This window comes from Sphingobacterium humi, from assembly GCF_009768885.1.
In the GTDB taxonomy this organism is placed as follows: domain Bacteria; phylum Bacteroidota; class Bacteroidia; order Sphingobacteriales; family Sphingobacteriaceae; genus Sphingobacterium; species Sphingobacterium humi.
Map to the genome: position 1 here is coordinate 267027 of NZ_WSQA01000004.1, position 22164 is coordinate 289190.

The 22164-nt window shown below is 44.1% G+C and carries 23 protein-coding genes; 10 read left to right on the forward strand and 13 right to left on the reverse strand.

The features are described 5' to 3' along the window. The first annotated feature begins 14 nt into the window (after window positions 1-14). On the forward strand, window positions 15-938 hold the full coding sequence (locus tag GQF63_RS07200) for a glycosyltransferase family protein (protein WP_160368534.1): 924 nt from the start codon (window positions 15-17) through the stop codon (window positions 936-938). On the opposite strand, the gene GQF63_RS07205 is transcribed toward GQF63_RS07200, so the two are convergent. Continuing rightward, window positions 935-1627: an FkbM family methyltransferase gene (locus GQF63_RS07205; protein WP_170292228.1), complete on the reverse strand. Its 693-nt coding sequence runs from the start codon at window positions 1625-1627 to the stop codon at window positions 935-937. The genes GQF63_RS07200 and GQF63_RS07205 overlap by 4 nt on opposite strands. Window positions 1628-1741: 114 nt before the next feature. Here GQF63_RS07205 and GQF63_RS07210 point away from each other — a divergent pair, with 114 nt between their 5' ends. The 7 genes from GQF63_RS07210 (at window position 1742) to GQF63_RS07240 (ending at window position 5845) form a co-directional block, all read left to right on the forward strand. Further along, window positions 1742-2506: a glycosyltransferase family 2 protein gene (locus tag GQF63_RS07210; RefSeq protein ID WP_160368535.1), complete on the forward strand. Its 765-nt coding sequence runs from the start codon at window positions 1742-1744 to the stop codon at window positions 2504-2506. After that, on the forward strand, window positions 2487-2723 hold the full coding sequence (locus tag GQF63_RS07215) for a DUF3820 family protein (RefSeq protein WP_160368536.1): 237 nt from the start codon (window positions 2487-2489) through the stop codon (window positions 2721-2723). The genes GQF63_RS07210 and GQF63_RS07215 overlap by 20 nt, the downstream gene beginning before the upstream one ends. Before the next feature lie 88 nt (window positions 2724-2811). Next, on the forward strand, window positions 2812-3783 hold the full coding sequence (gene trhO / locus GQF63_RS07220) for an oxygen-dependent tRNA uridine(34) hydroxylase TrhO (protein ID WP_160368537.1): 972 nt from the start codon (window positions 2812-2814) through the stop codon (window positions 3781-3783). 85 nt (window positions 3784-3868) lie between these two features. Then, window positions 3869-4210 (forward strand): TM2 domain-containing protein, encoded by a 342-nt coding sequence (locus GQF63_RS07225; RefSeq protein ID WP_160368538.1) that lies wholly within the window; start codon window positions 3869-3871, stop codon window positions 4208-4210. Between the two features lie 3 nt (window positions 4211-4213). Beyond that, on the forward strand, window positions 4214-4621 hold the full coding sequence (locus GQF63_RS07230) for a DUF2752 domain-containing protein (protein WP_160368539.1): 408 nt from the start codon (window positions 4214-4216) through the stop codon (window positions 4619-4621). Then, complete coding sequence (locus tag GQF63_RS07235; RefSeq protein ID WP_160368540.1) at window positions 4597-5067, forward strand: magnetosome magnetite crystal formation protein family; 471 nt, start codon at window positions 4597-4599, stop codon at window positions 5065-5067. The genes GQF63_RS07230 and GQF63_RS07235 overlap by 25 nt, the downstream gene beginning before the upstream one ends. Further along, the gene (locus GQF63_RS07240; protein WP_160368541.1) at window positions 5051-5845 is read left to right on the forward strand and encodes a M48 family metallopeptidase; all 795 of its coding nucleotides are present in this window, start codon (window positions 5051-5053) and stop codon (window positions 5843-5845) included. The genes GQF63_RS07235 and GQF63_RS07240 overlap by 17 nt, the downstream gene beginning before the upstream one ends. Window positions 5846-6304: 459 nt before the next feature. Here the strand turns inward: GQF63_RS07240 and GQF63_RS07245 are convergent, their stop codons facing one another. The 7 genes from GQF63_RS07245 to trmB all read right to left on the reverse strand — a co-directional run bounded on the left by GQF63_RS07245 (window position 6305) and on the right by trmB (window position 16467). After that, window positions 6305-7222, reverse strand: a complete 918-nt coding sequence (locus GQF63_RS07245) for a sugar phosphate isomerase/epimerase family protein (RefSeq protein ID WP_160368542.1) — start codon at window positions 7220-7222, stop codon at window positions 6305-6307. A 3-nt stretch (window positions 7223-7225) separates the two neighbouring features. After that, window positions 7226-8548, reverse strand: a complete 1323-nt coding sequence (locus GQF63_RS07250) for a Gfo/Idh/MocA family protein (RefSeq protein WP_160368543.1) — start codon at window positions 8546-8548, stop codon at window positions 7226-7228. Between the two features lie 23 nt (window positions 8549-8571). Next, entirely contained in the window at window positions 8572-10086 is a 1515-nt protein-coding gene (locus GQF63_RS07255) for a RagB/SusD family nutrient uptake outer membrane protein (RefSeq protein ID WP_160368544.1), read from the reverse strand. A gap of 10 nt (window positions 10087-10096) precedes the next feature. Beyond that, window positions 10097-13372, reverse strand: a complete 3276-nt coding sequence (locus GQF63_RS07260) for a SusC/RagA family TonB-linked outer membrane protein (RefSeq protein WP_212592489.1) — start codon at window positions 13370-13372, stop codon at window positions 10097-10099. 101 nt (window positions 13373-13473) lie between these two features. Further along, the gene (locus GQF63_RS07265; RefSeq protein ID WP_160368546.1) at window positions 13474-14826 is read right to left on the reverse strand and encodes a FecR family protein; all 1353 of its coding nucleotides are present in this window, start codon (window positions 14824-14826) and stop codon (window positions 13474-13476) included. A gap of 72 nt (window positions 14827-14898) precedes the next feature. Then, window positions 14899-15498 (reverse strand): RNA polymerase sigma-70 factor, encoded by a 600-nt coding sequence (locus tag GQF63_RS07270; RefSeq protein WP_160368547.1) that lies wholly within the window; start codon window positions 15496-15498, stop codon window positions 14899-14901. A 309-nt stretch (window positions 15499-15807) separates the two neighbouring features. Then, window positions 15808-16467 (reverse strand): tRNA (guanosine(46)-N7)-methyltransferase TrmB, encoded by a 660-nt coding sequence (gene trmB, locus GQF63_RS07275; RefSeq protein WP_160368548.1) that lies wholly within the window; start codon window positions 16465-16467, stop codon window positions 15808-15810. Window positions 16468-16523: 56 nt separating this feature from the next. Between trmB and fcl the strand changes: the two genes are divergently transcribed. Further along, window positions 16524-17456, forward strand: coding sequence for a GDP-L-fucose synthase (fcl, locus tag GQF63_RS07280; RefSeq protein ID WP_160368549.1), 933 nt, complete (start codon window positions 16524-16526; stop codon window positions 17454-17456). Window positions 17457-17565: 109 nt separating this feature from the next. On the opposite strand, the gene GQF63_RS07285 is transcribed toward fcl, so the two are convergent. The 3 genes from GQF63_RS07285 to GQF63_RS07295 all read right to left on the reverse strand — a co-directional run bounded on the left by GQF63_RS07285 (window position 17566) and on the right by GQF63_RS07295 (window position 18978). Next, window positions 17566-18117: a hypothetical protein gene (locus GQF63_RS07285; RefSeq protein ID WP_160368550.1), complete on the reverse strand. Its 552-nt coding sequence runs from the start codon at window positions 18115-18117 to the stop codon at window positions 17566-17568. 6 nt (window positions 18118-18123) lie between these two features. Next, window positions 18124-18588 carry a hypothetical protein gene (locus tag GQF63_RS07290; RefSeq protein ID WP_212592490.1) on the reverse strand — a complete coding sequence of 155 codons (465 nt, stop codon included), beginning with the start codon at window positions 18586-18588 and terminating at the stop codon, window positions 18124-18126. Between the two features lie 87 nt (window positions 18589-18675). Continuing rightward, window positions 18676-18978 (reverse strand): YtxH domain-containing protein, encoded by a 303-nt coding sequence (locus GQF63_RS07295; RefSeq protein WP_425500384.1) that lies wholly within the window; start codon window positions 18976-18978, stop codon window positions 18676-18678. A gap of 359 nt (window positions 18979-19337) precedes the next feature. On the opposite strand from GQF63_RS07295, the gene GQF63_RS07300 reads away from it, so the two are divergent. Continuing rightward, window positions 19338-20876 (forward strand): YifB family Mg chelatase-like AAA ATPase, encoded by a 1539-nt coding sequence (locus GQF63_RS07300; protein ID WP_160368551.1) that lies wholly within the window; start codon window positions 19338-19340, stop codon window positions 20874-20876. A gap of 10 nt (window positions 20877-20886) precedes the next feature. On the opposite strand, the gene GQF63_RS07305 is transcribed toward GQF63_RS07300, so the two are convergent. Then, the gene (locus GQF63_RS07305; protein WP_160368552.1) at window positions 20887-21516 is read right to left on the reverse strand and encodes a rhomboid family intramembrane serine protease; all 630 of its coding nucleotides are present in this window, start codon (window positions 21514-21516) and stop codon (window positions 20887-20889) included. Then, window positions 21517-22164 carry a LutC/YkgG family protein gene (locus GQF63_RS07310; RefSeq protein WP_160368553.1) on the reverse strand — a complete coding sequence of 216 codons (648 nt, stop codon included), beginning with the start codon at window positions 22162-22164 and terminating at the stop codon, window positions 21517-21519.

The window sequence follows — 22164 nt, forward strand, 5'->3', positions numbered from 1 at the left end:
AGCAATACCTATTCATGTTAGCACCAATCGCACTTTTTGTTTACAACAGACCTGTCCATACCCGTAAAACGCTTTTGGCCCTAGAAGCCAATAAGCTGGCCGAGCAGTCGGATATCTATATCTTTTCCGATGCCGCCAAGACCTCCGAGGATATCGATGAAGTCAATAAAGTACGTTCCATTATTCGGGAGCCCTGGAAATTCAAGCATATCTATATCATTGAGCGTGGTCAGAATAAAGGCCTGGCCAATTCGGTCATCGATGGGGTAACCCAAGTCGTGCAAAAGCATGGAAAGATCATAGTTCTGGAAGATGACCTAGAGACTTCCAAATTCGCATTAACTTACTTCAACAATGCCTTAAATCATTTTGAAGACCAGGAGAAGGTGATGCAGGTTGCGGGCTATATGTATCCGGTTGAGCAGCCTAAAACCCTGCCGGAGACCTTTTTCTTCCGCGTAGCCAGCAGCTGGGGTTGGGCCACCTGGGACCGTGCCTGGAAACATTTTAACCCCGACATCAACGCCTTAACCCATGGCTTCAAGCGCAAAGACATCAAAGCTTTCAGTGTAGACCATACCGAGAACTTCTGGAAGCAGGTGAAGCAGTTTAAGGCCGGAAAAATAAACTCCTGGGCCATCCGCTGGTACCTCTCGGTCTATAAACAGGGCGGACTAGTGCTATACCCACGGCATTCCTATATCCAAAATACAGGAACCGATGGTTCCGGCACCCATTCCGATGTAGATCAGGTTTATAAAGTAGCCTTGGCTAAATTACCGGTACGCAAATATCCGGCGGTAATTGAGGAAGATCCTATCGCGTTAGCAGCCATCAAGCATTTCTACAAGCATAGAAAAGGGACGTTCTTCGAACGCTTGGCTCGCTTTATCGAGAAAAAGCTAAACCAGCGAAAGGCCAAAAAAGGATTGCGTTAAAGCGTATCGGCACGCTTGAATACCAAGGTGCGCTTTGATTTCCCCGCAAGCTCATAGCCTTTTTCATGCAGAAAACGGTATACTTTCGATTGCCCCAAGTCCTTAATGCTCAGCTCTTCTTCCACCAGCACGAAGATCGGACGGTACTTTTCCCAATTATTGGATAGCAGCACGATATAATCAAACCCTTCCGCATCGATCGAGAGGAAGTCAATTTCCTGACCTGCGGGCAGGTGCTTATCCAGCACATCCGACAAAGGCAGCGTAGGCACCACAATGGTTTTCTGTAAATGGTATTTCGCATTCAAACCATCCCGTTGTTCCGAAATCTCCTTGGAAAACCCATTTAAGGCAGGTTCGTTAAAACAATAATACAACAGTTCCTGCGGGCTTTCCGAAATGCCGATATTGAGGTTTACATCGCGTCGCCTAAACCAGTTGAACCATTTCATGGCATCCGGTGATGGTTCGATGTTTATACCCTTCCAGCCCTGCTTATAGAAATACATGGTATTGGAAAAACGATAGGGATGATGCGCGCCTACATCAATATAATAGCCTTTATAGCGCTTGCGGGTTTCATAAAAACTTCGGATTAACATATCCTCACCTTCCTGAGAATAGGATCGGTTGAAGAGGAATTTATCGATGGGAAAATATTTTAATACAGTCTTTTTAAATGAGGGCATCTTTGCGATGAGTTTACAATGCTATTAACCGCAATAAGTTACAAATAGTATGGCGGAAATAAAATAATTAGGAAAATAAAAATGCCTATTTTTGTGCTTTCTATGAATATATCCATGCAGGAAAAAGAGCTGAAACCCAAGGTATCCATTATCACCATTGTGTATAATAATGTTCGCGACATTCGCTTTACCTTAGCCTCGGTGGCCAATCAGGACTACCCGAATATCGAGTACATCGTGGTGGATGGCCTTTCCAATGATGGCACCATGGATGTAATTCAGGAATACCGATCGCATATCAGCACATTGGTTTCAGAAAAAGACAAGGGCATTTACGATGCAATGAATAAAGGCCTTAAGCTTGCCACGGGCGATTATGTGTTATTTCTCAATTCAGGAGACGAGCTATTTGCTAAGGACACCCTGAGCAAGGTATTTGCGGCCGGAGCCGATGCGGATATCTATTACGGCGAAACCAAACTGGTAAACGAAGACCGCGAGATTCTTGGCGACCGCCGCCATGCTTGTCCGGAGGAATTCAATTGGAAGTCCTTTAAATACGGCATGAATATCTGCCACCAGGCCATCTATGTCAAGCGATCCATTGCCGAGCCCTATGATATGCAGTATAAATTAAGTGCCGATATAGACTGGGTGATTCGTGCGGCAAAGAAAGCTCAGAAAATCGTCAATGTAAAGGCCTATGTGGCCAAGTACTTGGTGGGCGGCATGTCGCAACAGCGCCATAAGCAAAGCCTGCAGGAACGCTATGAAATTTTCAAGAAGTATTATGGCTTTATCCCGAACCTGGTAAACCACGGCATTATTGCCTTGCGTTTATTAAAACATCGCATCAAACATGGCAAAACAAGAGACTGATTTTTTCCGCCCCGAGATGCTCATCGAGCTGGCAAACACCAAAATGCCCTTTGGAAAATACCAAGGCTACCTCTTATGCAACCTGCCCGAGCCCTACCTCGTATGGTTTAAAAAGCAAGGATTCCCGCCCGGAAAACTCGGCATACAATTGGCCAGCCTCTATGAAATTAAAGCCAATGGCTTGGAATATTTATTGAGACCGCTCATCAAAAAGTGATGCACATCAATTTTTAATTCTTCAATTTCTGTATCTTTGCCTTAAATTTTAAACATTAAACGCCGTTTGCAGCGGTATCAATGAATATATGGCAAACTATCAAACATTACTGTACTACTGCTACAGTCCTATCGAACATGCAGAGCAATTTGCAGATGATCATTTAAACTTTTGTAAATCCTTAAATCTTGTCGGACGTATTATCGTTGCTGATGAGGGTTTAAACGGCACCGTATCGGGCAGCGCCGAATCTTGTAAAGCCTATATGGAGGCCATACATGCCGATCCGCGCTTCGCAAAAACCGAGTTTAAAATCGATGAAGTACCCGAGCCTTCTTTTATAAAAATGCACTGCCGTTACAAACCAGAGATTGTACACTCCGGCTTGCGCGACCCTAAAATTATCGACCCAAATAAACAAACCGGGAAGCATTTGGAGCCCAAAGACTTCATGGCCATGAAAGACGATGCCGATGTGGTGATTTTAGACGTGCGTTCAAACTACGAGCACTCCGTGGGTCGTTTTAAAAACGCCATTACCCTGGATATCGAGAATTTCCGCGAGTTCCCGGAGAAGGTGAAAGAGTTGGAACAATTTAAAGGCAAGAAAATATTAACCTATTGTACTGGGGGCATCAAATGCGAGAAAGCATCGGCCTTGTTACTTAAAGAGGGTTTTGAAGATGTCTATCAATTACACGGCGGTATTATTAAATACGGAAAAGAAGCTGGCGGGAAAGACTTTGAAGGTAAATGTTACGTATTTGACAACCGCGTTACAGTGGATGTAAATTCCATTAACCCGGAAGTGATTTCTACCTGTAAGAACTGTGGAAAAACAACCTCCAAGATGATCAATTGTGCCAATCCGGTATGTAATGAGCATTTCACGCAATGTGATGAATGCGGCTGGGAAATGGACGGCTGTTGTTCTGATGCCTGCAAAACCCACCCTCGCAAACGCGAATACGATGGAACGGGCTATTATGTAAAAGTACCGCAACCTGTGAATATTGAAAAAATCAGTAAACGCAAGCATAAAAAGACGATTAAAAATTAAATAAAATTTTATTTTCTTCAAAAAATCCATTTATCTTAATAACATAAATGGATTTTTTTTTAATAACCTCTTAAACTGCACCGCTATGGAAAGCCAAAAGGTAGACATGTTCTTAATGGCCAACAACAAATTTTTTGAATCCTACCATTTAATGGAAATCAAGGATTTATTGTTAAAAGCTGACGACAGCAAATTCACAAATGTACAGGTGCAACAATATAAAGATCCAACGACGGTATTGATCGTATCCCTATTGGCCGGTCCTTTAGGTATCGACCGCTTTATGATAGGCGATACAGGCTTGGGCATTGGTAAGTTGCTTACCTGTGGGGGCTTTGGTATCTGGGCCATCATCGATTACTTCTTGATTATGGGTGCCACCAAAAGTAAGAACTTTGAAAAACTGGTGACAGCCTTAAGCTATTAAACCTTGCTAACAGCGAAGAACAAACTATATCTGATTACAGGCGTAGTTTGTTTTTTCGGTTTGCTCTGGCTTTTTTTAGAATACCAGCATCCGACAGAAACAACACTATGTCCCATCAAGCGGGTCACGGGCTATCCCTGCCCCTCCTGTGGTACCACGCGGTCTATTCATAGTCTTTTGCATAGGCATTTCCTAGAGGCCATCTGGATAAATCCCTTGGGCTTAGTAGCCGCCGCCATGGCCGTGGGCATCTTGCTGTTGATGAGTATAGATCTTATTTTTCGCAAAGACTACTTCTACCGGGCCTATCGTTGGATTGAGCAGACCTTGCAAAGCAAGCGTTGGCTCAGTATTTCCCTTATCATTTTATTGCTTCTCAACTGGATATGGAACATCAAGAAAGGATTATAGCATTTTCGCCGCGCGAAATCACGGAAGACGAGCGTGAATATGCCTCCAACAGCTATTTAATGTCATTATTTGCCCTGTTTGTTGGGCTTCCGCTCCCTATTTTTAATCTAATGGCCACGGTTATTTTCTATTTGGGCAAACGCAAGTCTACCCCCTTTGTGAAATGGCATTGCATGCAGGCCTTAATTTCGCAGCTTTTTATTTTCTTCTTCAATACGGTTGCCTTCTGGTGGACCATCACCTACCTGTTTTTCCCGGAACGTTTTGCCAGCGACTATAGCTTCAACAGCTATTTCTCTTATATCTTGTTGGTGCTGTTTATCAATGGCATCGAAATCGTTTCCACCATCTACACAGCCGTTCAAACCAGAAAGGGCATCCATGTGCGTTGGTTCCTATTTGCTGAACTGACAGATCAAATCCTTGGCCATGAAAACACTCGGTAAATTCTTATTTGTACTCGCTGCCATCGCCGCGGTATATTTCATTCTTTTTCAAGTAAATTGGGAGAAACTGTTTAAGCTGGAAGAAAAGCAAGAACGCTTGGAAGAGAAGCTCGGTAAATTAATAAACGATGAACTGAAGGCCAGCTATGGCTTTATTGATGATGACAGCAGTAAGCAGGTGCTTGATTCCATTTTTAGCCCCCTCTTGGAGGCCAATGGCATAGCCCGTAAAAAATACAAACTGATGCTGATTAAGGATAGCGAGGTCAATGCTTTTGCCTTGCCCAACAACCAAATTGTACTCACTTCCGGCATCATCAACTTTCTAGACAGTGCAGATTACCTTTCCGCAGTTTTGGCGCATGAACTGGCCCATTGCGAGAAAAAACACGTCATGAAATCCTTGATTACCAACTTTGGATTGGATGTATTGCTCTCCGGATCGGGCGCTTCCGAAGTGACCAATTTCCTGACCGGCCAAGCCTTTAGCCGAAAGCTGGAACAAGAAGCCGATGAGCAAGCCGTAGATTACTTAACCAAAGCCGACATCGACCCCAAGAACCTCATCCATGTGATGGAACTGTTTGACCTATACCTCACAGGCGATTTAGACCTTACCTGGGCATCCACCCACCCAGCGCCTAAAGACCGGAAAGCCTACTTGCAGCAAAAAATCAACAACACAGCCGTTGAGGATATTGCCAAGCCTTCCTTATCGCAGGAGCAATGGGAAAAGTTTCAGGAACATGTAGAAAAGCAAGACGGGGAGGTGGATTAGGTATTGCGTTGTGGCACGTGCTGTCGTCGTGCTGGCATCTGTTTGTCACAGCATTGCCACAGCATTGTCACCAATTTGTCATGGTGAGCGGAGTCGAACCACGAACGACTGGTACGCCAATGCAATTAATCACACCTAAAACGCTTATTAACAATTTATTACAGAAACACATCATTTGTTGTGGAGTAGCTCCAAATTACAATTATTTCTAACACCTTTTTTAAACTTTTGACAATCAAGTGGATTGCACTGACGTACCAGTCGTTCGACTCCGCTCACGATGACAGCACGATGACAACCCTTGCTCTCCCCTTTCTCACCCCTTTCTCTCCCCTTTCTCACCCGTATCAATCCCCTTTGCAAAGGGCTACATAAGGGGATAGAAAAGCCTCAATAAAGCCACAAAAAAAAGCAGTACCAAAACCATGGTACTGCTTTTATGAGCTTAAACTAAATGGATTAATACAGTTTAATAATATTATCCATCTGCTCGGAAAGCGTTTTTAAGCGATTGCGATCACCGCCAGCTACTTCTACGGTAATCCATTGGCCTTTATACTGAATCTCGCGCACTTTCTTCATCACCTCTGGCCAGTTGATATCGCCTTTCATTAAGTCGACATCAAAGCCTTTCCACAGGCCTTCGTTATTCATTTTCTCGCGGCTAAACTCTTTGATATGGAGTTTTACGATCCGTTTGTTCAGCACCTCCAGCCAATGTTCTGGCCAGCCATAGCGTAGCACATTCCCGATGTCGAAATACCAACCAATCAAAGGATGGTTAATTTTATCGATAAACTGCTTGGCCTCTAATGGGCTGAGGAAAAAGTTATTCCATACGTTTTCCAACCCCAGCTTCATGCCTGTTTTTTCAACGTAGGGAATAAGCTTACGCACTGAATCTAAGGCATTATCGTAGGCGGTTTGGTAGGATACCTTATCGTTTACTACCCCCGGCACCAACAAGACTGTATCGCCGCCGAGTTCCTTTACCTCCTGCAGCGATTTGGCAACAGAATCGATGGTAAACTTACGTACGGCAGGATCAGGGTCGGAAATAGGCTTGGCCCAATGGTCTTTGTTCACCACGCTAGGCAATTCAATGCCCGATGCGGCTTTTGCTTTTAAGATTTCCTGAATGCTATGTGCAACCGGACTATTAAATTCAATACCATCAAACCCCAGGTCCTTCACCAATTTAAATTTATCGGTTAAGGAAAGTTCTTCCTTGATCATATCGAATCCTAGACCCTTTTTTAAGGTTGTCGCGGGTTTGAATGCTGCCGTTTCTGCAGCTTGTTTTGCTTGTAGATGTGGTGCTACCATGGCTGATCCGGCCAATAGAGCGGCTGATATTAAAAAGTTCTTTCTATCCATGGCTTATATGGTCTTTTTTAGTCCTGGAATCGCGATTGGCACGTCATACTTTAAGTCCCAGGATACGTTTTCCGGGAATAGTTTTTCGTTGGACGCCAAGGCATCCTCAATCTTAACGGTTTGCCCGGTGTAGGCAGCCATACGGCCGGCCATCGCCACCAAATTGGCTTTTACCATCCAATCGCCATCAAACTTCGGTTTATTCTTACGGATGGAAGCAAACAGCTCATCGTGCTCTTGCTGATACATGCTACGCGAATTGGACTTCTTATAGGCATTTTCATCCGTAAACTTGGTTTCATCGGCATATTTCCATGGTTTTTTGCCCGAGATAATATGTTCCCCTGTTCTACAGTCAACCAAACATTTGCCATCTCTACCCACCAGTTCCACCATATAGGATGGGGCGGTATCATTCTGCTGTCTGGAGGAGAAATAGGATTTGGAACCATCGGCATAATCATACACCAAAGCAAAGTGATCGTAGATATTGCCAAACTTAGGGTCTGTTCTTTTTTGTCGACCTCCTGATCCGGTTACTTGCACCGGTAGTTTGTCGCCCAAGCCCCATTGCATCATGTCGATACTGTGGATGGCCTGTTCGATAATATGATCGCCGGATAGCCAATTATAGTATAACCAGTTGCGAAGCTGATACTCGAAATCGGACCAGCCGGCCTGTCTTTCTTTATACCATAATTCGCCGGTATTATACGTACATTCTGCGGCTAAAATAGGGCCTATTTGGCCGTCGAGCACGCGGTTAAAGGTTTCCCTTTTCGGTAAGTGGTAACGCCAGCAGAACCCTGCAACCAAGGCCAGGTTACTTGCTTTAGCCTTTTTTGTGGTTTCCATCACACGGCGTAAGCCTGGTGCATCAACCGCAAAGGGCTTCTCGCAGAAGATATGCTTCTTGGCATTGACGGAAGCTTCAAGGTGGCTCGGACGGAATGCCGGCGGGGCTGCCAATAAAACAACATCCACATCGGTAGCCAAGAGCTTTTGGTAAGCATCTAAGCCAACAAATTTATTGGCTTGGCTAACTTGCACCTTATCGCCCATTTTTTCCTTCAAGGTATTGTATGAAGCTTCTAAATGATCGGGGAAGGCATCGGCCATGGCATATAGAATAACATTAGGATCGGCATTCAGGGCTTCCATTGCGGCGGCAGAACCGCGCCCACCACAGCCAATTAAGCCCACCTTGAGGGTGTTGCTGTTGAGCGACCATACACGGTCTGTGGCGAATGCTTTTTGACTTAATAACAGTCCGGACACGGAGGTGAGCCCTGCATACTGTAAAAACTTTCTTCTAGAGAATGTCATAATTGTTGGGTTTAAGTTTAGATTTAAGGATTTTGTACTAAGTTACTATTTCTATTTATCTCTGCCTGAGGAATATAAAAAATAACTCGATTATCTGTTGGCAACACCTTTTGTGTAATATTTGTTGTCGGCGTATTGTTTAGGGAATGTGTTCCCGGGTAATTACGTTCCATCGGCAGGTTATTGCGGAAAAGGTCATAAGCACGATGCCCCTCAAAGGCTAGCTCTAAAAAACGCTCTTCCATCACCGCATCCATAATGGTTCTGTCGGCCGCCTGTAGACCCGCTTGGGTTAAAATGGCAGCCCCTGTTAATCCGGCGCGTTGTCTTAATAAGTTCAGATCGGCTAATGCTGCTGTGCTATTGTTCAGCTTGGCTTGTGCTTCCGCACGAATCAGGTACAGCTCGCCCAAGCGTAAAAATACCGGGGAACTTAAGTTAATCTGCCCCTCTTGTAAAGAGTATTTATTGACATAATACATCGGAGTTACCGGCGTCAACTTCTGGTTATATTGGAGCTTTCCATCAATTAAATAAGGGGTAATAAAGCCATTACGCAAATCGTTAGGGTATTTTTGCAGCAGGTTAAAGTACTTCACCGAGGCATAGATCTCGGCCCAGCCACTAACCCCTTGTCCTAGCGGATTTCCGGCAACATCGCCACTGAAATACATGGAACTGATGGCACTCATGCCGCGGTCTTCTACCTTGGTATGGCGTACGCAAAAGATGGTCTCGCGGTTATTATCTGGTGAGGCTTTGAAGAATCCGGTATATTCGGCACCCTGCAAAAGGTTATAGCGATTGGAATTAATCACCAGGTTGGCATATTTAATGGCATTGGCGTTATCTTCCATGTATAAATAGATGCGCGACAAAAGGGCATAGGCTACTTCTTTGCTGGCGAAAGAATTGCTTTTATTCTCGGTCATCAAATCGGCGGCTTTCAACAAGTCGGCGATCACAAAATCATAAACCTCTTTCACCGAGCTGCGTTTTAAGGCAGATGTTTCCTCTTCGGTTAGGCCTTCCTTCAGCATGGGAACCCCAAGATTGGCGCCCTTACCTTGCGGATATGGCCGGCCAAAAACCCGAACCAGGTGGAAATGCACCATGGCTCTTAAGAAGAGGTTCTCGCCTTTTAACTGCAATAAACCCGCAGAGGCATTGTCAGGAACAAATTCAATGACTTTATTGGCGGCGGCCACGATTTTATAAGACTGCGACCAAAAGTTGGTGGCATGCCCGGAAGTGTTGATATGGGTATACCGATAAGCACGGGTTAAGTCATCTCCGGAAGACTGCCCTTGGGCAACCGCATCCCCCGGGTATTCCATTAAAAAGTGACCACTTCGGATGTAGGCTTCGGCTTTTAGCAGGGCATAGGTACCTATGGTGGCCGTGGCCACATCGGCTTCATTGGTTAGGGCTGATTCCTCGTCAATATATTCCGTAGGATCATAATACTTCTCACAGGAAAATAGGAACAATATGCTCAGCAATAGTACCAAAGAAGGATATATAGATGATAATTTCATTTCGCTAAGTTTAAAAGGTTAAGTTTAGACCAAAAAGTAAACGCTTGGTAATCGGGTATTTGAAGCTGGACGTTCCTGAGCTTAGGTCCACCTGGCTCAGGGATACTTCCGGATCTGGGCCTGAGAAATTCGTCCATGTCCATACGTTATCCGCACTCACAAACAGGTGCACTTTAGCGAGCTTCATTTTTGAAATTAAAGGCTCTGGTAGGTTATAGCCCAATTTAATGTTCCGCAAGCGCAGGTAACTTCCGTCTTCCAAATAACGAGAAGAAGGCTGGTTCGACTCCTTATTACCCCCTACAATAGGTTTAGGGTGTGTGGCTTGATCGCCCGGTTTTTCCCAACGGGTCCATCCTTTTGGCAATACCATGGAGTTAAAGGCTTCGTATAAACCGTCGTTATCAAAATAAGCACGCGTGTCGTTATACACATAGTTTCCATAAACAAAGTTGAAGAAAGCCGATAAGCTGAAGTTTCCGTAGGTTAAGGAGTTATTCATACCACCGGTAAACTTAGGCGCGGCCGATGTTCCTGTAAATTGACGGGAATCTGAAGTGGCGGCCTCACTGTATTTATTGGTGGTTGTTTTGGTTTGGTTGCCATTGGCATCAACGGTAATTTTCTCCCATTGCGGATCGCCGTTTTCTGGATTTACCCCTACCCAGATCGGGAAGTTGTAGGCATCCATATCATAGCCTACGGCAATGGGCTGACGTGCGCCGGCATTAAATACTTTGGCGCCATCGCTTAGCTCGATTACCTTATTTTTGTTAAAGGCCATGTTAAAGCTGGTTTCCCAGGTAAAGTTTTCCTTATTGATGTTTTGCGACAGGATATTAAACTCGATACCGCGGTTTCTTACCGACCCAGCGTTCACCCATACATAGCTATAGCCTGTGGTGGCGGCCAAAGGTTTGCGATATAAGAGCTCACTGGCTTTTTTCTCATACACATCCACCGTTACGGATACGCGGTTCCACAGGGAGAAGTCGGCACCAATATTGGCCGATTCGATTTTCTCCCAGCTGAGGTTCGGGTTTCCTTTTTGGAAAGGCGCAGCCCCCGGTAGGCCGGAATAGCTGGCCTCTTGCGTGATGCTGTATAGTCCGCGGGCACCGAAGCTCGAAATACCATCGGCATTACCCACGGTTCCGTAGCTACCACGAAGTTTCGCGAAGGTGAATACCTCATTGCCTTTCAAGAAGTCTTCGTTGCTTAAAATCCAGGATCCGCCTAATTGGTAGAAGTTGGCGGTCGAGTTATTCTTTCCGAATTTGGAAGAAAACTCATTCACGAAAGATCCGATTAAGAAATACTTGTCGTTAAAGCTGTAATCGGCCTGGGCCAAATATTTACGGAAGCCGACCTGATCACGTGCGCCTTGCGGGTTCCGCAATACGCCGGTGGCTACCGACATCACATCTTTTCCGGCCGGCAATCCTTTTCCTGCGGCATTTGCCCATTCTGAGGTGGTGGTTTCCACTTCGGCTACCCCTAATAACACCAAGTTATGGGCACCGAATTGCTCGGCATAGCGAACCCTGTTGGAGGTTAAAAAGCGGCGGGCTTGGTCGCTACCATTGTAAAGCTCTCCGATGTTGGCACCGCCTTGTTTTGTGCGGCGATCGTAATAAGTAGCGGTATTTCCATTGCTAAATTGGGTTCTGTTATAAGTAGATAGGGTGAGCTTAGGCGTTAGGGAATAATCTAAATTGATATCGCCACTTACCGCCCAGTTATTGGCTTTATTATAGTTGTATTGCAGGGAGTGTAGGAAATTTTCCTTTTCACGTCCTGTCCAGCCCGGATAGAAACGCCCGTCAATCGGGTTGCCATCGGCATCAAATGCCGGGTCGAACGGAAGACCCACATAGGCATCGTACATAGTACTGCTGTTTTCTAAGGTGTTTTTATTCACCAAACCATTGACATAAACTGCCGCTTTTAACCGATCTGACAGTTGAACATTTAAGTTGTTACGGAAGTTATAGCCGGTATGGCCGGTACCCATTAGGGTTCCCTTTTCGCGGTAGAATACACCGGAAGTATAATATTGCACCTTTTCAGAACCGCCGGAAATGGAGAGGTTATGGTTATTGACATAGCCTGTGCGATAGGCCAGATCCCACCAATTGGTATTGTTTTCTAATAGTTTCGCATCCCGATTGTAGAAGGTATTTTGAAAATCATAGAGTTCCTGCGAGTTCATTAAGCGGAAGTTTCCGGTGGTTGGATTTCCAAAACCATAGGAATTATTAAACTCAACCTTCGTGTCCCCCGGTTTTCCTGTTTTGGTATTGATGATAATAACCCCGTTTGCGGCGCGAGAACCGTATAAACCGGTTGCTGCCACGTCTTTCAAAATAGAAACCGTTTCAATATCGGCAGGGTTATAAGTTCCGCCGATATTACCATCCACCACGATTAAAGGGGAGGTACTGGCGGAAATGGTTCCTGCACCACGAATAAGCACGCGTGGGGCGCTGGAAGGATCGCCGGAAGCGGTAGACACCACGACACCCGGCGCTTTCCCTTGCAGCATGCTTGGCAGGTCATTCGCCGTTACATCTTTCAGCTTTTCTGCCGAGATCGTACTTACGGAGCTGGACAAATAGCGTACTTTCTGGGTAGAATAGCCCACTACAACCACTTCATCTAGGTTATCTACCTGCGCCAAAAGGGTCACGTTGATTTCCCGCTGTGCGCTGATGCTTACTTCCTGGCTGTTATAGCCCATGGCCGAAAACACCAGAGTTTGTGTCGATTGTGGCACCTCAATGCTATACTGACCGTCGGCATTACTCGATGTACCGATGGAAGTTCCTTTGGCCAGCACAGAAACCCCCGATAATGGATTCCCCTGATCGTCCATGATACGTCCGGTAATGGTCCGTTGTTGGGAAGCGGCCATGCGTCCTACGTTCACTTCTTTAATGACCAAGGTATTATTGGCAATTTCGAAAGTGAGGTCTGTTTCGGCGAGAATCTGCTGCAGCACCTTCTGGTAATACACATCATTTACTTTGATGGTTACTTTCTTATTCCGCTTATTCAACACCGTATTATTGTACAAGAGCTCCATGCCGATTTGCTGTTGAATTTCTTCCAACACCGTTTGCAAGTGGGCATTTTTAAAGTTTAAGGATACATTTTGTGCATAACTGGCTGCATAGGCCTGGCTAAGCATAATGCATACCGTAAAAATAATGAGTTTTACAGTCATGAGGCCCCGTAAAAGCGAGCGCCGCTTTAGGAAGCAGTGGTTAAATTTGATCTTATTCATTGGTTAGTTAGGTATGAAAAATTTAAGTTTAACTTGTTTGAATGTCTGCGCTGAGAGGTTCGTATGAAGGCGAATAGTTAGTGTCAGCATGATCTTTTCGGTTAGGGTGCTTTTTCTATGATAATCCTCCTGTCTTTAATGTGGAATGTATAATTCGATATTTTCTCTAGGTTTTGTAACAGTTCGGAGAGCTGCCTGGTGCGCTTAACGGTACCCGAAAAACGATCGCTCGTGAGGCCATGGATTTCAATATCCTCAATATCATACCAGGCTTTTAGCTTTTCCATGACGCCATAGATATCCTCATCCGAGAACTTAAACATCCCGGCTTTCCAGGCTACTTCCTTCGCGATATCTACATGGGAAGTATCGATTTCGCCATCAACATTATGCGAAATGGTCTGCATGCCCGGGGATATGCGGACCTGCTTGTTTTTGGTGATGACCTCGACAGAACCATGCTGCAGCGTGGTTAACACCCGATCTTTGATGAGGTTGGTGGCCACATTGAAAGAAGTGCCCAATACTTTAATCTGCGTTTCGTTGGCCCGAACGATAAAAGGACGATTCAGGTTTTGCGTGACATGGAAATAGGCTTCCCCGTCCAAACTGACGGTTCTTTCTTTTTCGGTAAAGGAGGAAGGATACGTGATGCTACTGGATGAGTTTAAATATACATGGCTGTTATCGGCTAGGATAAGGTGCGAGAGCATGCCTTTGGGCGAAATAAAGGTTAGTTTTTCGTTGCTCTGAATGGGACTGGTTCCAATTTTAAAGATGATCTCCTGATTGGCACTCCGAACCAATTCAATGCCTTTGCTTAATAAAAAGGCTTTGCTGGCTTTCCGAATGGAAATAAGACGACCATCAGCTAACAGGAGACTCGCATCGTTTTCAATGGGTAGGTTGATTTCATTTTCGGCTTGCACTAAGGCAGTTACGGTTTCATGTCTTGCCAGCTGCCAAACGCAAATACTCAAACAGGTCAGGAAGAGTAATGCGATGAGATAGGGCCAGTTTTTCCGTTGGAATAAGCGCCTGCTGCCAGGCTGCCCATCCTTTGGATTCAAAGAAGGAAAGGTGCCTAAAGTAGCGGATTTTCGACGCTTGGATGTAGATTCCGGGGTTTCCAGTGCAGCCCTTAATTGTTCGCTATGCAGCTGATAGCCTTTCCATTCTTCCTGCTCTTTCTCCGTTAACTCGCTGGCTCGGGCTTTGGCTTCCAATTCTAGAAATCGCGCCTTCAGCAGGTTAAAAAACACCCGCTTCACGATTAGTTCTTCAGCGCTGGAAGTCTCGTAGGCGGAATCATCACGCAGTTTTTCCGCCAAGTAGCTGCCGGCCTCTTCCTGGTTTGCGTGCTGAAAATAATCAAGAATAGTTTTCAAGTCCTCCGCATCGGCAGATCCAGCTAAATACTTTTCAAAAGCAAGGTTGAAAGCAGGTTTAAGCATAGCAGGTTTATAATGGTTTTATAAGCTACTACGTACAACTTGGAAAAAGTACCTACGCGAGGGTGAAAAAAATTAAAAATATTCAGCGAGGAAGAGAAAAGCAATTAAAATATAATACTGAAAAAGGGATAGGTTTTGCTTTAACAGGGCATTAGCCTTCGTTAGATGGTTATTGACGGTGGATTTACTGATGTTGAGCAGTTCGCAGATTTCGGCATAGCTCTTCCCTTCAATTTTGAATAAGACGAATACCCGTTGGCATTGCGGCGGTAAAGATTTTATGGCATCCATAATTTTCTCTTCACTTTGCTTGTAGACCAATTCTTCTTCGATGTGCTTATAACCCTCGGCATAGCTTTGAATAAACTCATTACGAAAGCGCTCATTCTGCGCTAACTTCCGGAAATGATCATAAACCAAGTTATGGGCGATGGTGAATAAAAAGGGTTTCAACAGCTTATCGGGATCAATCTGTTCTCTTTTTTCCCAAATCTTGACAAATAGATTCTGCAACAGCTCCTCAGCTACTTCCTCGGATTTCACCAAACGGACAATGCGCCCCAAAAGGCGCAGGCTATAACGGTGATATAGCTGCGTAAAAGCATAATAATCGCCTTGCTTCAATTGCAGAAGCAAAGATTTCTCCTCAGGATCTAAATCATCTCTTTTCACAGGGCATCTACTGTTGTTTTTTAGCTGGTTAAAGGCTATTTATTCAAATATAATTAAAAAACCAGCATTCATACAACTGTTTTACTATGATAAAGGGGTAACTAAATTCACCATAATAAACCCAAATAAACTATTTAAAAGAAATATTATTCCTTTCAGGGATAATCACTATGCGAATAAGAAAAAACAGGTGATTAATTCCATAAAATATAGTTTAAAACCATACGTTTAAACGTATACCCTATAAAAAGAATAGAAAATAGGATGCAAAAATCAAATAAATTAACCGCAAATCAAAAAAACAGCTTTCTAAGCGTCTTTCTTAAACCTCCATTGCACATAATTTATATTCTTATCGGTTGCCAGGTACTTTTTCTCGTAGTAAGTTTTAATCGATAGCACCTCATCTACTAAATCAGAATGATACAAATCGGTAGTTTCCTTCTCCTTTGGCAGTTGTTGCAGTTCGATTTGCGCTAAGGTATAGGCGTAGAAACCATCATTATCTGTTTTCAGGTGCATCATACCATCGGGCTTAAGAATGTGCTTGTAACGCGCTAAAAAGGCCGGATTCGTCAGTCTTTTCTTCTCTCTGCTATCCTGTGGTTGCGGGTCTGGGAAGGTAATCCAGATTTCGGAAACCTCTGCTGCATCAAAGTACTCCAGAATGGTTTCTATTTGGATGCGTAGGAACCCTACATTGCTAATGCCTTCTTCGATGGCCGTCTTGGCGCCTCTCCAAATGCGGTTCCCTTTATAATCGATGCCAATAAAGTTCTTATCAGGAAATAATTTGGCCAAGTTAACTGTATATTCGCCTTTTCCGCAAGCCAATTCCAATATAAGCGGCTTATCATTTTTAAAAAATGTAGCTGCCCATTGACCCTTAAAGGGCTTGCCGGCTTCCATTTGGAGTACATTAGGAAATGTAGCGATTTCTGCGAATTTTCTTAGTTTGTCCTTACCCATAGCATTCAATTAAGTCGCAAAAATAACCTTATATTTGTACTATTCAATACATTCTCGTGGAAAAACAAGCGAAAATTTACGTTGCAGGCCATCGTGGTATGGTGGGATCGGCTATTTATCGGAAGCTTCAAGCCTTAGGCTATAGCAATATCATCAGTAGAACCTCCAAAGAGTTAGATTTACGGGATCAGCAAGCGGTGAAGACCTTCTTCGAAACTGAGAAACCGGATTATGTTTTTCTTGCCGCCGCAAAGGTAGGTGGTATCCTAGCCAATAATACCTTTCGAGCCGACTTCATCTACGAAAACCTGGCTATTCAAAACAATGTGATCCATTTCGCCCATGAGAACAAGGTTAAGAAACTGATGTTTCTGGGTTCCAGCTGCATTTACCCTAAGCTGGCACCACAGCCCTTAAATGAAAACTCCCTACTCACGGGCACCTTAGAATATACCAATGAGCCGTATGCCATTGCTAAGATTGCGGGGATTAAAATGTGTGAGTCCTATCGTTTACAATACGGTGATCAGTATATCTCAGTGATGCCGACTAACTTATACGGCATTAACGATAATTACCATCCGGAAAACTCCCATGTCTTGCCGGCTTTGATCCGTCGTTTTCACGAAGCGAAGGTGAATGAAAGTCCGAGTGTGAGCATTTGGGGAACAGGATCGCCATTACGCGAGTTTATGTTCGCAGATGACTTAGCAGACGCCTGCGTATTCCTTATGGAAAATTACGATGAACTCCAGTTCGTGAATATCGGAGTCGGAGAGGATATCAGTATTAAAGATCTGGCACTATTGATTAAGGAAATTGTTGGCTATGAAGGGAAGCTGGAATTCGACAGCAGCAAACCTGATGGCACGCCTCGAAAGCTGATGGATGTTAGTAAGCTTCATGCGCTGGGTTGGAAGCATAAAACCAATCTCAAAGAAGGAATCCAATTGGCCTATCAGGACTTTCTGACGAAAGAAGGGAAATAATAATAAAATAGTAGGGAAATCAACCTGCAAAGGAGGGCTATTCTTTATGCAAAGGTGAGGTCATTCTAATACAGAAGACATGGAAAAATAATGCAAAAGAAAAGGAGGATTAAAAAGTCTCCGAATCTTTAGGAATGCCATACATATTATCCTGTACACTTTCCTCCGCAGTAATCATGGGTGGATGATTGGGAGGTGCCGCAGCTGCTTCTTTAGCTAAAGCTTCGGCTTTTTCCTTTTTCTTTTTCTTCTTCGGCTTAATAAAGGCGGTAATCTTATCAATGACCGAACTCACCGAGGCTTGATTTACTTCGCGTGCTGCCGTTTCAGAGGCCAATAACACTAAGCCTTTTTTCAGCCATCCCGCATTGCGTAGTAAGGTTTTATTCAACACCAAAGGTAAACCCAGCTGTAAAGTCTTAGTCAACCAATCTGATTTTCCAGACGTATTCTTTGAGCCAATGGTAGAGAAAATACCCTTAACCATATCTACCCCCGGCACATTGGAAGCCACCATATTGAAAATACGTGCTGGTGTTTCCACTTTATGCTTTAAAAGTTGATACTGATTAATAAGGAATTGCTCTTGTTCTTTTTTCTGAACTTTTAATCGAGCAATCTCTGCTTGCAAATCGGTGATATTTGAAATTCTGTTTCTCATGATAGGTTAAACTCGCTCTTTATCCTCTTGTTCTGTTTCAACTACGGGTTCCGGATCGGCAACTGGCGATCCGCCTTCCGACATGTCTGCCGCATGCATGGCTTCTTCATCCTTATCATCCTCCTCTTTCCATTTAGAAACTACCCTACGGATTGTAAAATCCATAAACTTCGCTTCTAACTTAGGTTCAAAGGCGCGGATAAGTAAAATAATCACTAAAAAGAGGCCACCGGTGGCTAAAAAGCCCAAGGAATAACTTCCCAACACTTCCCCTAAGTAAAACCCTAGGGCCAACGACCAAAAGAAAACCACCAATAGGGTCAACAGCAGCTTGCTGCCATCCACGATTAGGGATCCCACAATCCTCGACATACGCGATAGGGCTTTTAGTTTTAACAGCTCTACCTGCGTTTCTAAATATTCTTTTGATTTATCGAATGACTCCGAAAATGAAAACTTTTGTTCTTCCATGCAGTAGGTACCTTAAATAGAGCTACCGATAACGGTTCAGGTAGCTCTATTAATTATATAATGAGTTTACAAAAAGCTTGTAAACAACTAAGCGTGTTCTTCGATCTCTTCGTCAATTACCGCTTCAGCTTTCCCCAACTTTGTTTTCAAGCCAGCGACGATCTTTTCTTTAAAATCATTTAGTTGGTCAAACTGCTCTTCGGCACGCTCTTTAATTGCATCGCCTAAATCAGCTAAAGATTCGTTGATTTTTTCACGGGTGTCACTGCCTTTGTCTGGTGCAAATAAGATCCCTAATACAGCTCCTGCAGCCAATCCTGCCAAAAGGGCTGTTACAATTTTGCCATTATCATTCATTTTATTATGTGTTTTAGTAGTTTTACAATTCATGATATTCTCTTTTTCAATATAACAAAAAAATGCCCGTTTCGTTTTGCTTAATTCAAACTTTCTAGCATTTTAGGGAATCTTCTCCGAAACCCTTTATTGTTTCTCAGTAAAAAGAGTAGCAAACTTAATACCAAGACCGCCCTTTATTTAGAATTTGACAGGATTTTGATTTTTTCGATATTATTTTAACAGATAGCTAAGTATCAATGATAGACTGTCAGCTTTTGTAATTGCCGTCCAGCTTTTGTTGTTATAGGCAGCTAGGTTTTGCACTTTTCTCCCTCCATCCATCAATTTGGTCTTAATAGTGTTTTTACTATAAATTAAATTATTTATTTTTATTGAAATTCAGATCATATATGATAGCAAAAACCTTCAGTAGTGCTGTCCAAGGCATTGATGCAACCAGCATCTCCGTTGAAACTCACATTAGCTCAGGCACCCATTATTTCATTGTCGGACTCCCCGATAACGCCGTTAAAGAAAGTATTCTAAGAATTGAAAGTGCCATCTTATCCATCGGACACTTTATGCCGCGCCAAAAGATTGTAGTCAACCTTGGCCCCGCAGACATTCGCAAGGAAGGCTCTGCCTTCGATCTAGCAATAAGCATTGCCATTCTTACCGCCTCCCAACAAATCCACAGCAGCGAATTAGCTCATTACGTTATCCTAGGTGAGTTATCCCTCGACGGGAAAATAAAGCCCATCCGTGGGGCATTGCCTATTGCTGTTCAAGCGAAAAAAGATGGCTTTAAAGGGATTATCCTTCCGCGGGAGAATGCCGAAGAGGCGGCTATTATAGAAGATCTGATTATATATGCGGCATCTGACCTCAAACAGGTGATTGAGCATTTGGTGAATGCCAAACGTCTGCCACGCGTGCAAATATCGATACAGGAGTTATTCCAAAAGAAGATCAACAATTACGATGTTGATTTCTCGGAAGTAAAAGGTCAGGAAAACATCAAAAGGGCGTTGGAAATTGCAGCTGCAGGAGGACATAATGTCATCCTGATTGGCCCTCCTGGCGCGGGTAAGACCATGCTGGCCAAGCGACTCCCGAGTATTCTGCCACCGCTCAGCATAAATGAGTCTTTAGAAACCACCAAAATACATTCCGTATCAGGCCTGCTTGCCAGCACCTCCTCCCTATTAACCGCGCGTCCCTTCCGATCGCCGCATCATACCATTTCCGATGTAGCTTTGGTCGGCGGCGGTAAGAATCCCAAACCCGGAGAGATCTCCCTGGCGCACCATGGCGTCCTGTTTCTCGATGAGTTACCCGAATTTAAGCGCTCGGCTTTAGAGGTAATGCGGCAACCCTTGGAGTCGCGCACTATTACGATTTCCAGGACCCAGTTCACGGTAGACTATCCAGCCAGTTTCATGCTGGTAGCGGCCATGAATCCCTGCCCCTGTGGCTACTATAATCATCCAAACCGCCCCTGCATCTGTGGCACCCCTATTGTCCAAAAATACCTGCGTAAGATCTCCGGCCCTTTATTAGATCGTATAGATATCCATATTGAAGTTACGCCGGTAGATTTTGATGAACTGGTAGAAACCCGCAAAGCTGAACGCAGCGAAGACATCCGCAAGCGCGTTATTGATGCAAGGAAGATTCAAGAGGATAGGTTCCAGCACATGAAACATATCCACAGCAATGCCGAAATGCGAACCAAGCACATCCGGGAATTATGTGTTATCGAAGAAAGTGGAAAACAATTATTAACGCTAGCGATGGAGCGCTTAAACTTATCGGCTCGTGCTTACGACCGCATTTTAAAAGTAGCTCGCACCATTGCTGACCTCGCGCAATCTGACCAAATTAAGAATGAACATTTAGCTGAAGCGATCCAATTCCGAAGTTTAGATCGCGTGAACTGGAGTGGGTAATTTACTCTCCCTAAAACTGACTCACAAAATGCTTAAAAATCCAAGGGTAGAGAATCAGGGTAAAGAGAATCCCTGTTAAAGCCCCAAATAAGTGCGCATCATGATTAATGCCATCGCTAGCATTCTTGGAAGCCCAGATACAGTACCCCAAGTATAATACAGCAAAGATATAAGCAGGCATCGGGATGATCATAAAGATCCCCAGCAACATCTTCGGATCAAAGAGAATATAGCTAAACAGCACGGCTGATATGGCACCAGAAGCGCCTAAACTATGGTAACCATAGTTATCCTTATTTTGAATAATAGTCGCTATATCACTTAACACCAAGGCCACGATATAGAGCAGGGCAAACCAAAGGTGTCCCAAAGGACCGGATATCTGCACGAAAGTAGCTTCCAGACCGAATCCAAAATAATAGAAGGTAATCATATTGAACAGCAGATGCATCCAATCTTTATGGATTAAGCCACTGGTCAATACCAAATACCATTTGCTTTTGTCCCGATACACCGAATAGGGGTGTAGCATTAAGCGGCCATACCATTGCGGGTTTGAAAACACATAAATACTGAGCCCGATGGTCAATGCAAAAATAACCGAGGCTACAGGAAGGTTTAGCAAATAATTCAATAACATCTAAAAACGATCTTCTAATAAAAACAGGTATAATTCTTTAGGTCCGTGGGCACCAAGTACCAGCATTTTCTCAATATCGGCGGTACGGCTCGGGCCAGTGATGACACTGACCATGCTTGGCAAGTCCTGTCCATACTTCTCGCGAACCAGGGCCATGCCATGTCTGATATCCATAACCAATTGCGAGGCTTTAGCAATGACAATATGAACCGGGGGGTACACACTCATGCGGCGGCCAGAGGCATCCGCATTGCTCACCAAAATGCTGCCATTACGCGCAATTAAAGCTTCACAACCCGTAATCCCTACTTCCATATCTTCGAAGTCGCGACGGTTCTTATGGTATGGAAAACCATATTGATCCAGTAGCTGCTGTATATTTTTATCCCACACATATAACTTGGTGAGGTTAATCTTCTCCAGCAAGATAATCAGATTTTCAATAAGGTTTATTTCTCCGTCGCAGTACACAAACTTACCCGCCCCATTGGTAAACTCGCGTGCGAAGGTAACATCCAAAGATTCTTCTTCATCTTTATATAGGGGGCTATCCTCAAAAGCAGGATGCGGGTTTTCCCTTTTTTGAAGTAAGGCTTGCCGAATCTTTTTCAGCATCTTTTCTTTGGCGGTGGTATTTCGAATATTCAT

Bases quoted from the DNA above. Each gene is read 5' to 3' on its own strand.
- GQF63_RS07200 (WP_160368534.1), top strand. From the start codon at position 15: ATGTTAGCACCAATCGCACTTTTTGTTTACAACAGACCTGTCCATACC.
- GQF63_RS07205 (WP_170292228.1), bottom strand. From the start codon at position 1,627: ATGCCCTCATTTAAAAAGACTGTATTAAAATATTTTCCCATCGATAAA.
- GQF63_RS07210 (WP_160368535.1), top strand. From the start codon at position 1,742: ATGCAGGAAAAAGAGCTGAAACCCAAGGTATCCATTATCACCATTGTG.
- GQF63_RS07215 (WP_160368536.1), top strand. From the start codon at position 2,487: ATGGCAAAACAAGAGACTGATTTTTTCCGCCCCGAGATGCTCATCGAG.
- trhO (WP_160368537.1), top strand. From the start codon at position 2,812: ATGGCAAACTATCAAACATTACTGTACTACTGCTACAGTCCTATCGAA.
- GQF63_RS07225 (WP_160368538.1), top strand. From the start codon at position 3,869: ATGGAAAGCCAAAAGGTAGACATGTTCTTAATGGCCAACAACAAATTT.
- GQF63_RS07235 (WP_160368540.1), top strand. From the start codon at position 4,597: ATGGAACATCAAGAAAGGATTATAGCATTTTCGCCGCGCGAAATCACG.
- GQF63_RS07240 (WP_160368541.1), top strand. From the start codon at position 5,051: ATGAAAACACTCGGTAAATTCTTATTTGTACTCGCTGCCATCGCCGCG.
- GQF63_RS07245 (WP_160368542.1), bottom strand. From the start codon at position 7,222: ATGGATAGAAAGAACTTTTTAATATCAGCCGCTCTATTGGCCGGATCA.
- GQF63_RS07250 (WP_160368543.1), bottom strand. From the start codon at position 8,548: ATGACATTCTCTAGAAGAAAGTTTTTACAGTATGCAGGGCTCACCTCC.
- GQF63_RS07255 (WP_160368544.1), bottom strand. From the start codon at position 10,086: ATGAAATTATCATCTATATATCCTTCTTTGGTACTATTGCTGAGCATA.
- GQF63_RS07260 (WP_212592489.1), bottom strand. From the start codon at position 13,372: ATGAATAAGATCAAATTTAACCACTGCTTCCTAAAGCGGCGCTCGCTT.
- GQF63_RS07265 (WP_160368546.1), bottom strand. From the start codon at position 14,826: ATGCTTAAACCTGCTTTCAACCTTGCTTTTGAAAAGTATTTAGCTGGA.
- trmB (WP_160368548.1), bottom strand. From the start codon at position 16,467: ATGGGTAAGGACAAACTAAGAAAATTCGCAGAAATCGCTACATTTCCT.
- GQF63_RS07285 (WP_160368550.1), bottom strand. From the start codon at position 18,117: ATGAGAAACAGAATTTCAAATATCACCGATTTGCAAGCAGAGATTGCT.
- GQF63_RS07290 (WP_212592490.1), bottom strand. From the start codon at position 18,588: ATGGAAGAACAAAAGTTTTCATTTTCGGAGTCATTCGATAAATCAAAA.
- GQF63_RS07295 (WP_425500384.1), bottom strand. From the start codon at position 18,978: ATGAATTGTAAAACTACTAAAACACATAATAAAATGAATGATAATGGC.
- GQF63_RS07300 (WP_160368551.1), top strand. From the start codon at position 19,338: ATGATAGCAAAAACCTTCAGTAGTGCTGTCCAAGGCATTGATGCAACC.
- GQF63_RS07305 (WP_160368552.1), bottom strand. From the start codon at position 21,516: ATGTTATTGAATTATTTGCTAAACCTTCCTGTAGCCTCGGTTATTTTT.
- GQF63_RS07310 (WP_160368553.1), bottom strand. From the start codon at position 22,164: ATGAATATTCGAAATACCACCGCCAAAGAAAAGATGCTGAAAAAGATT.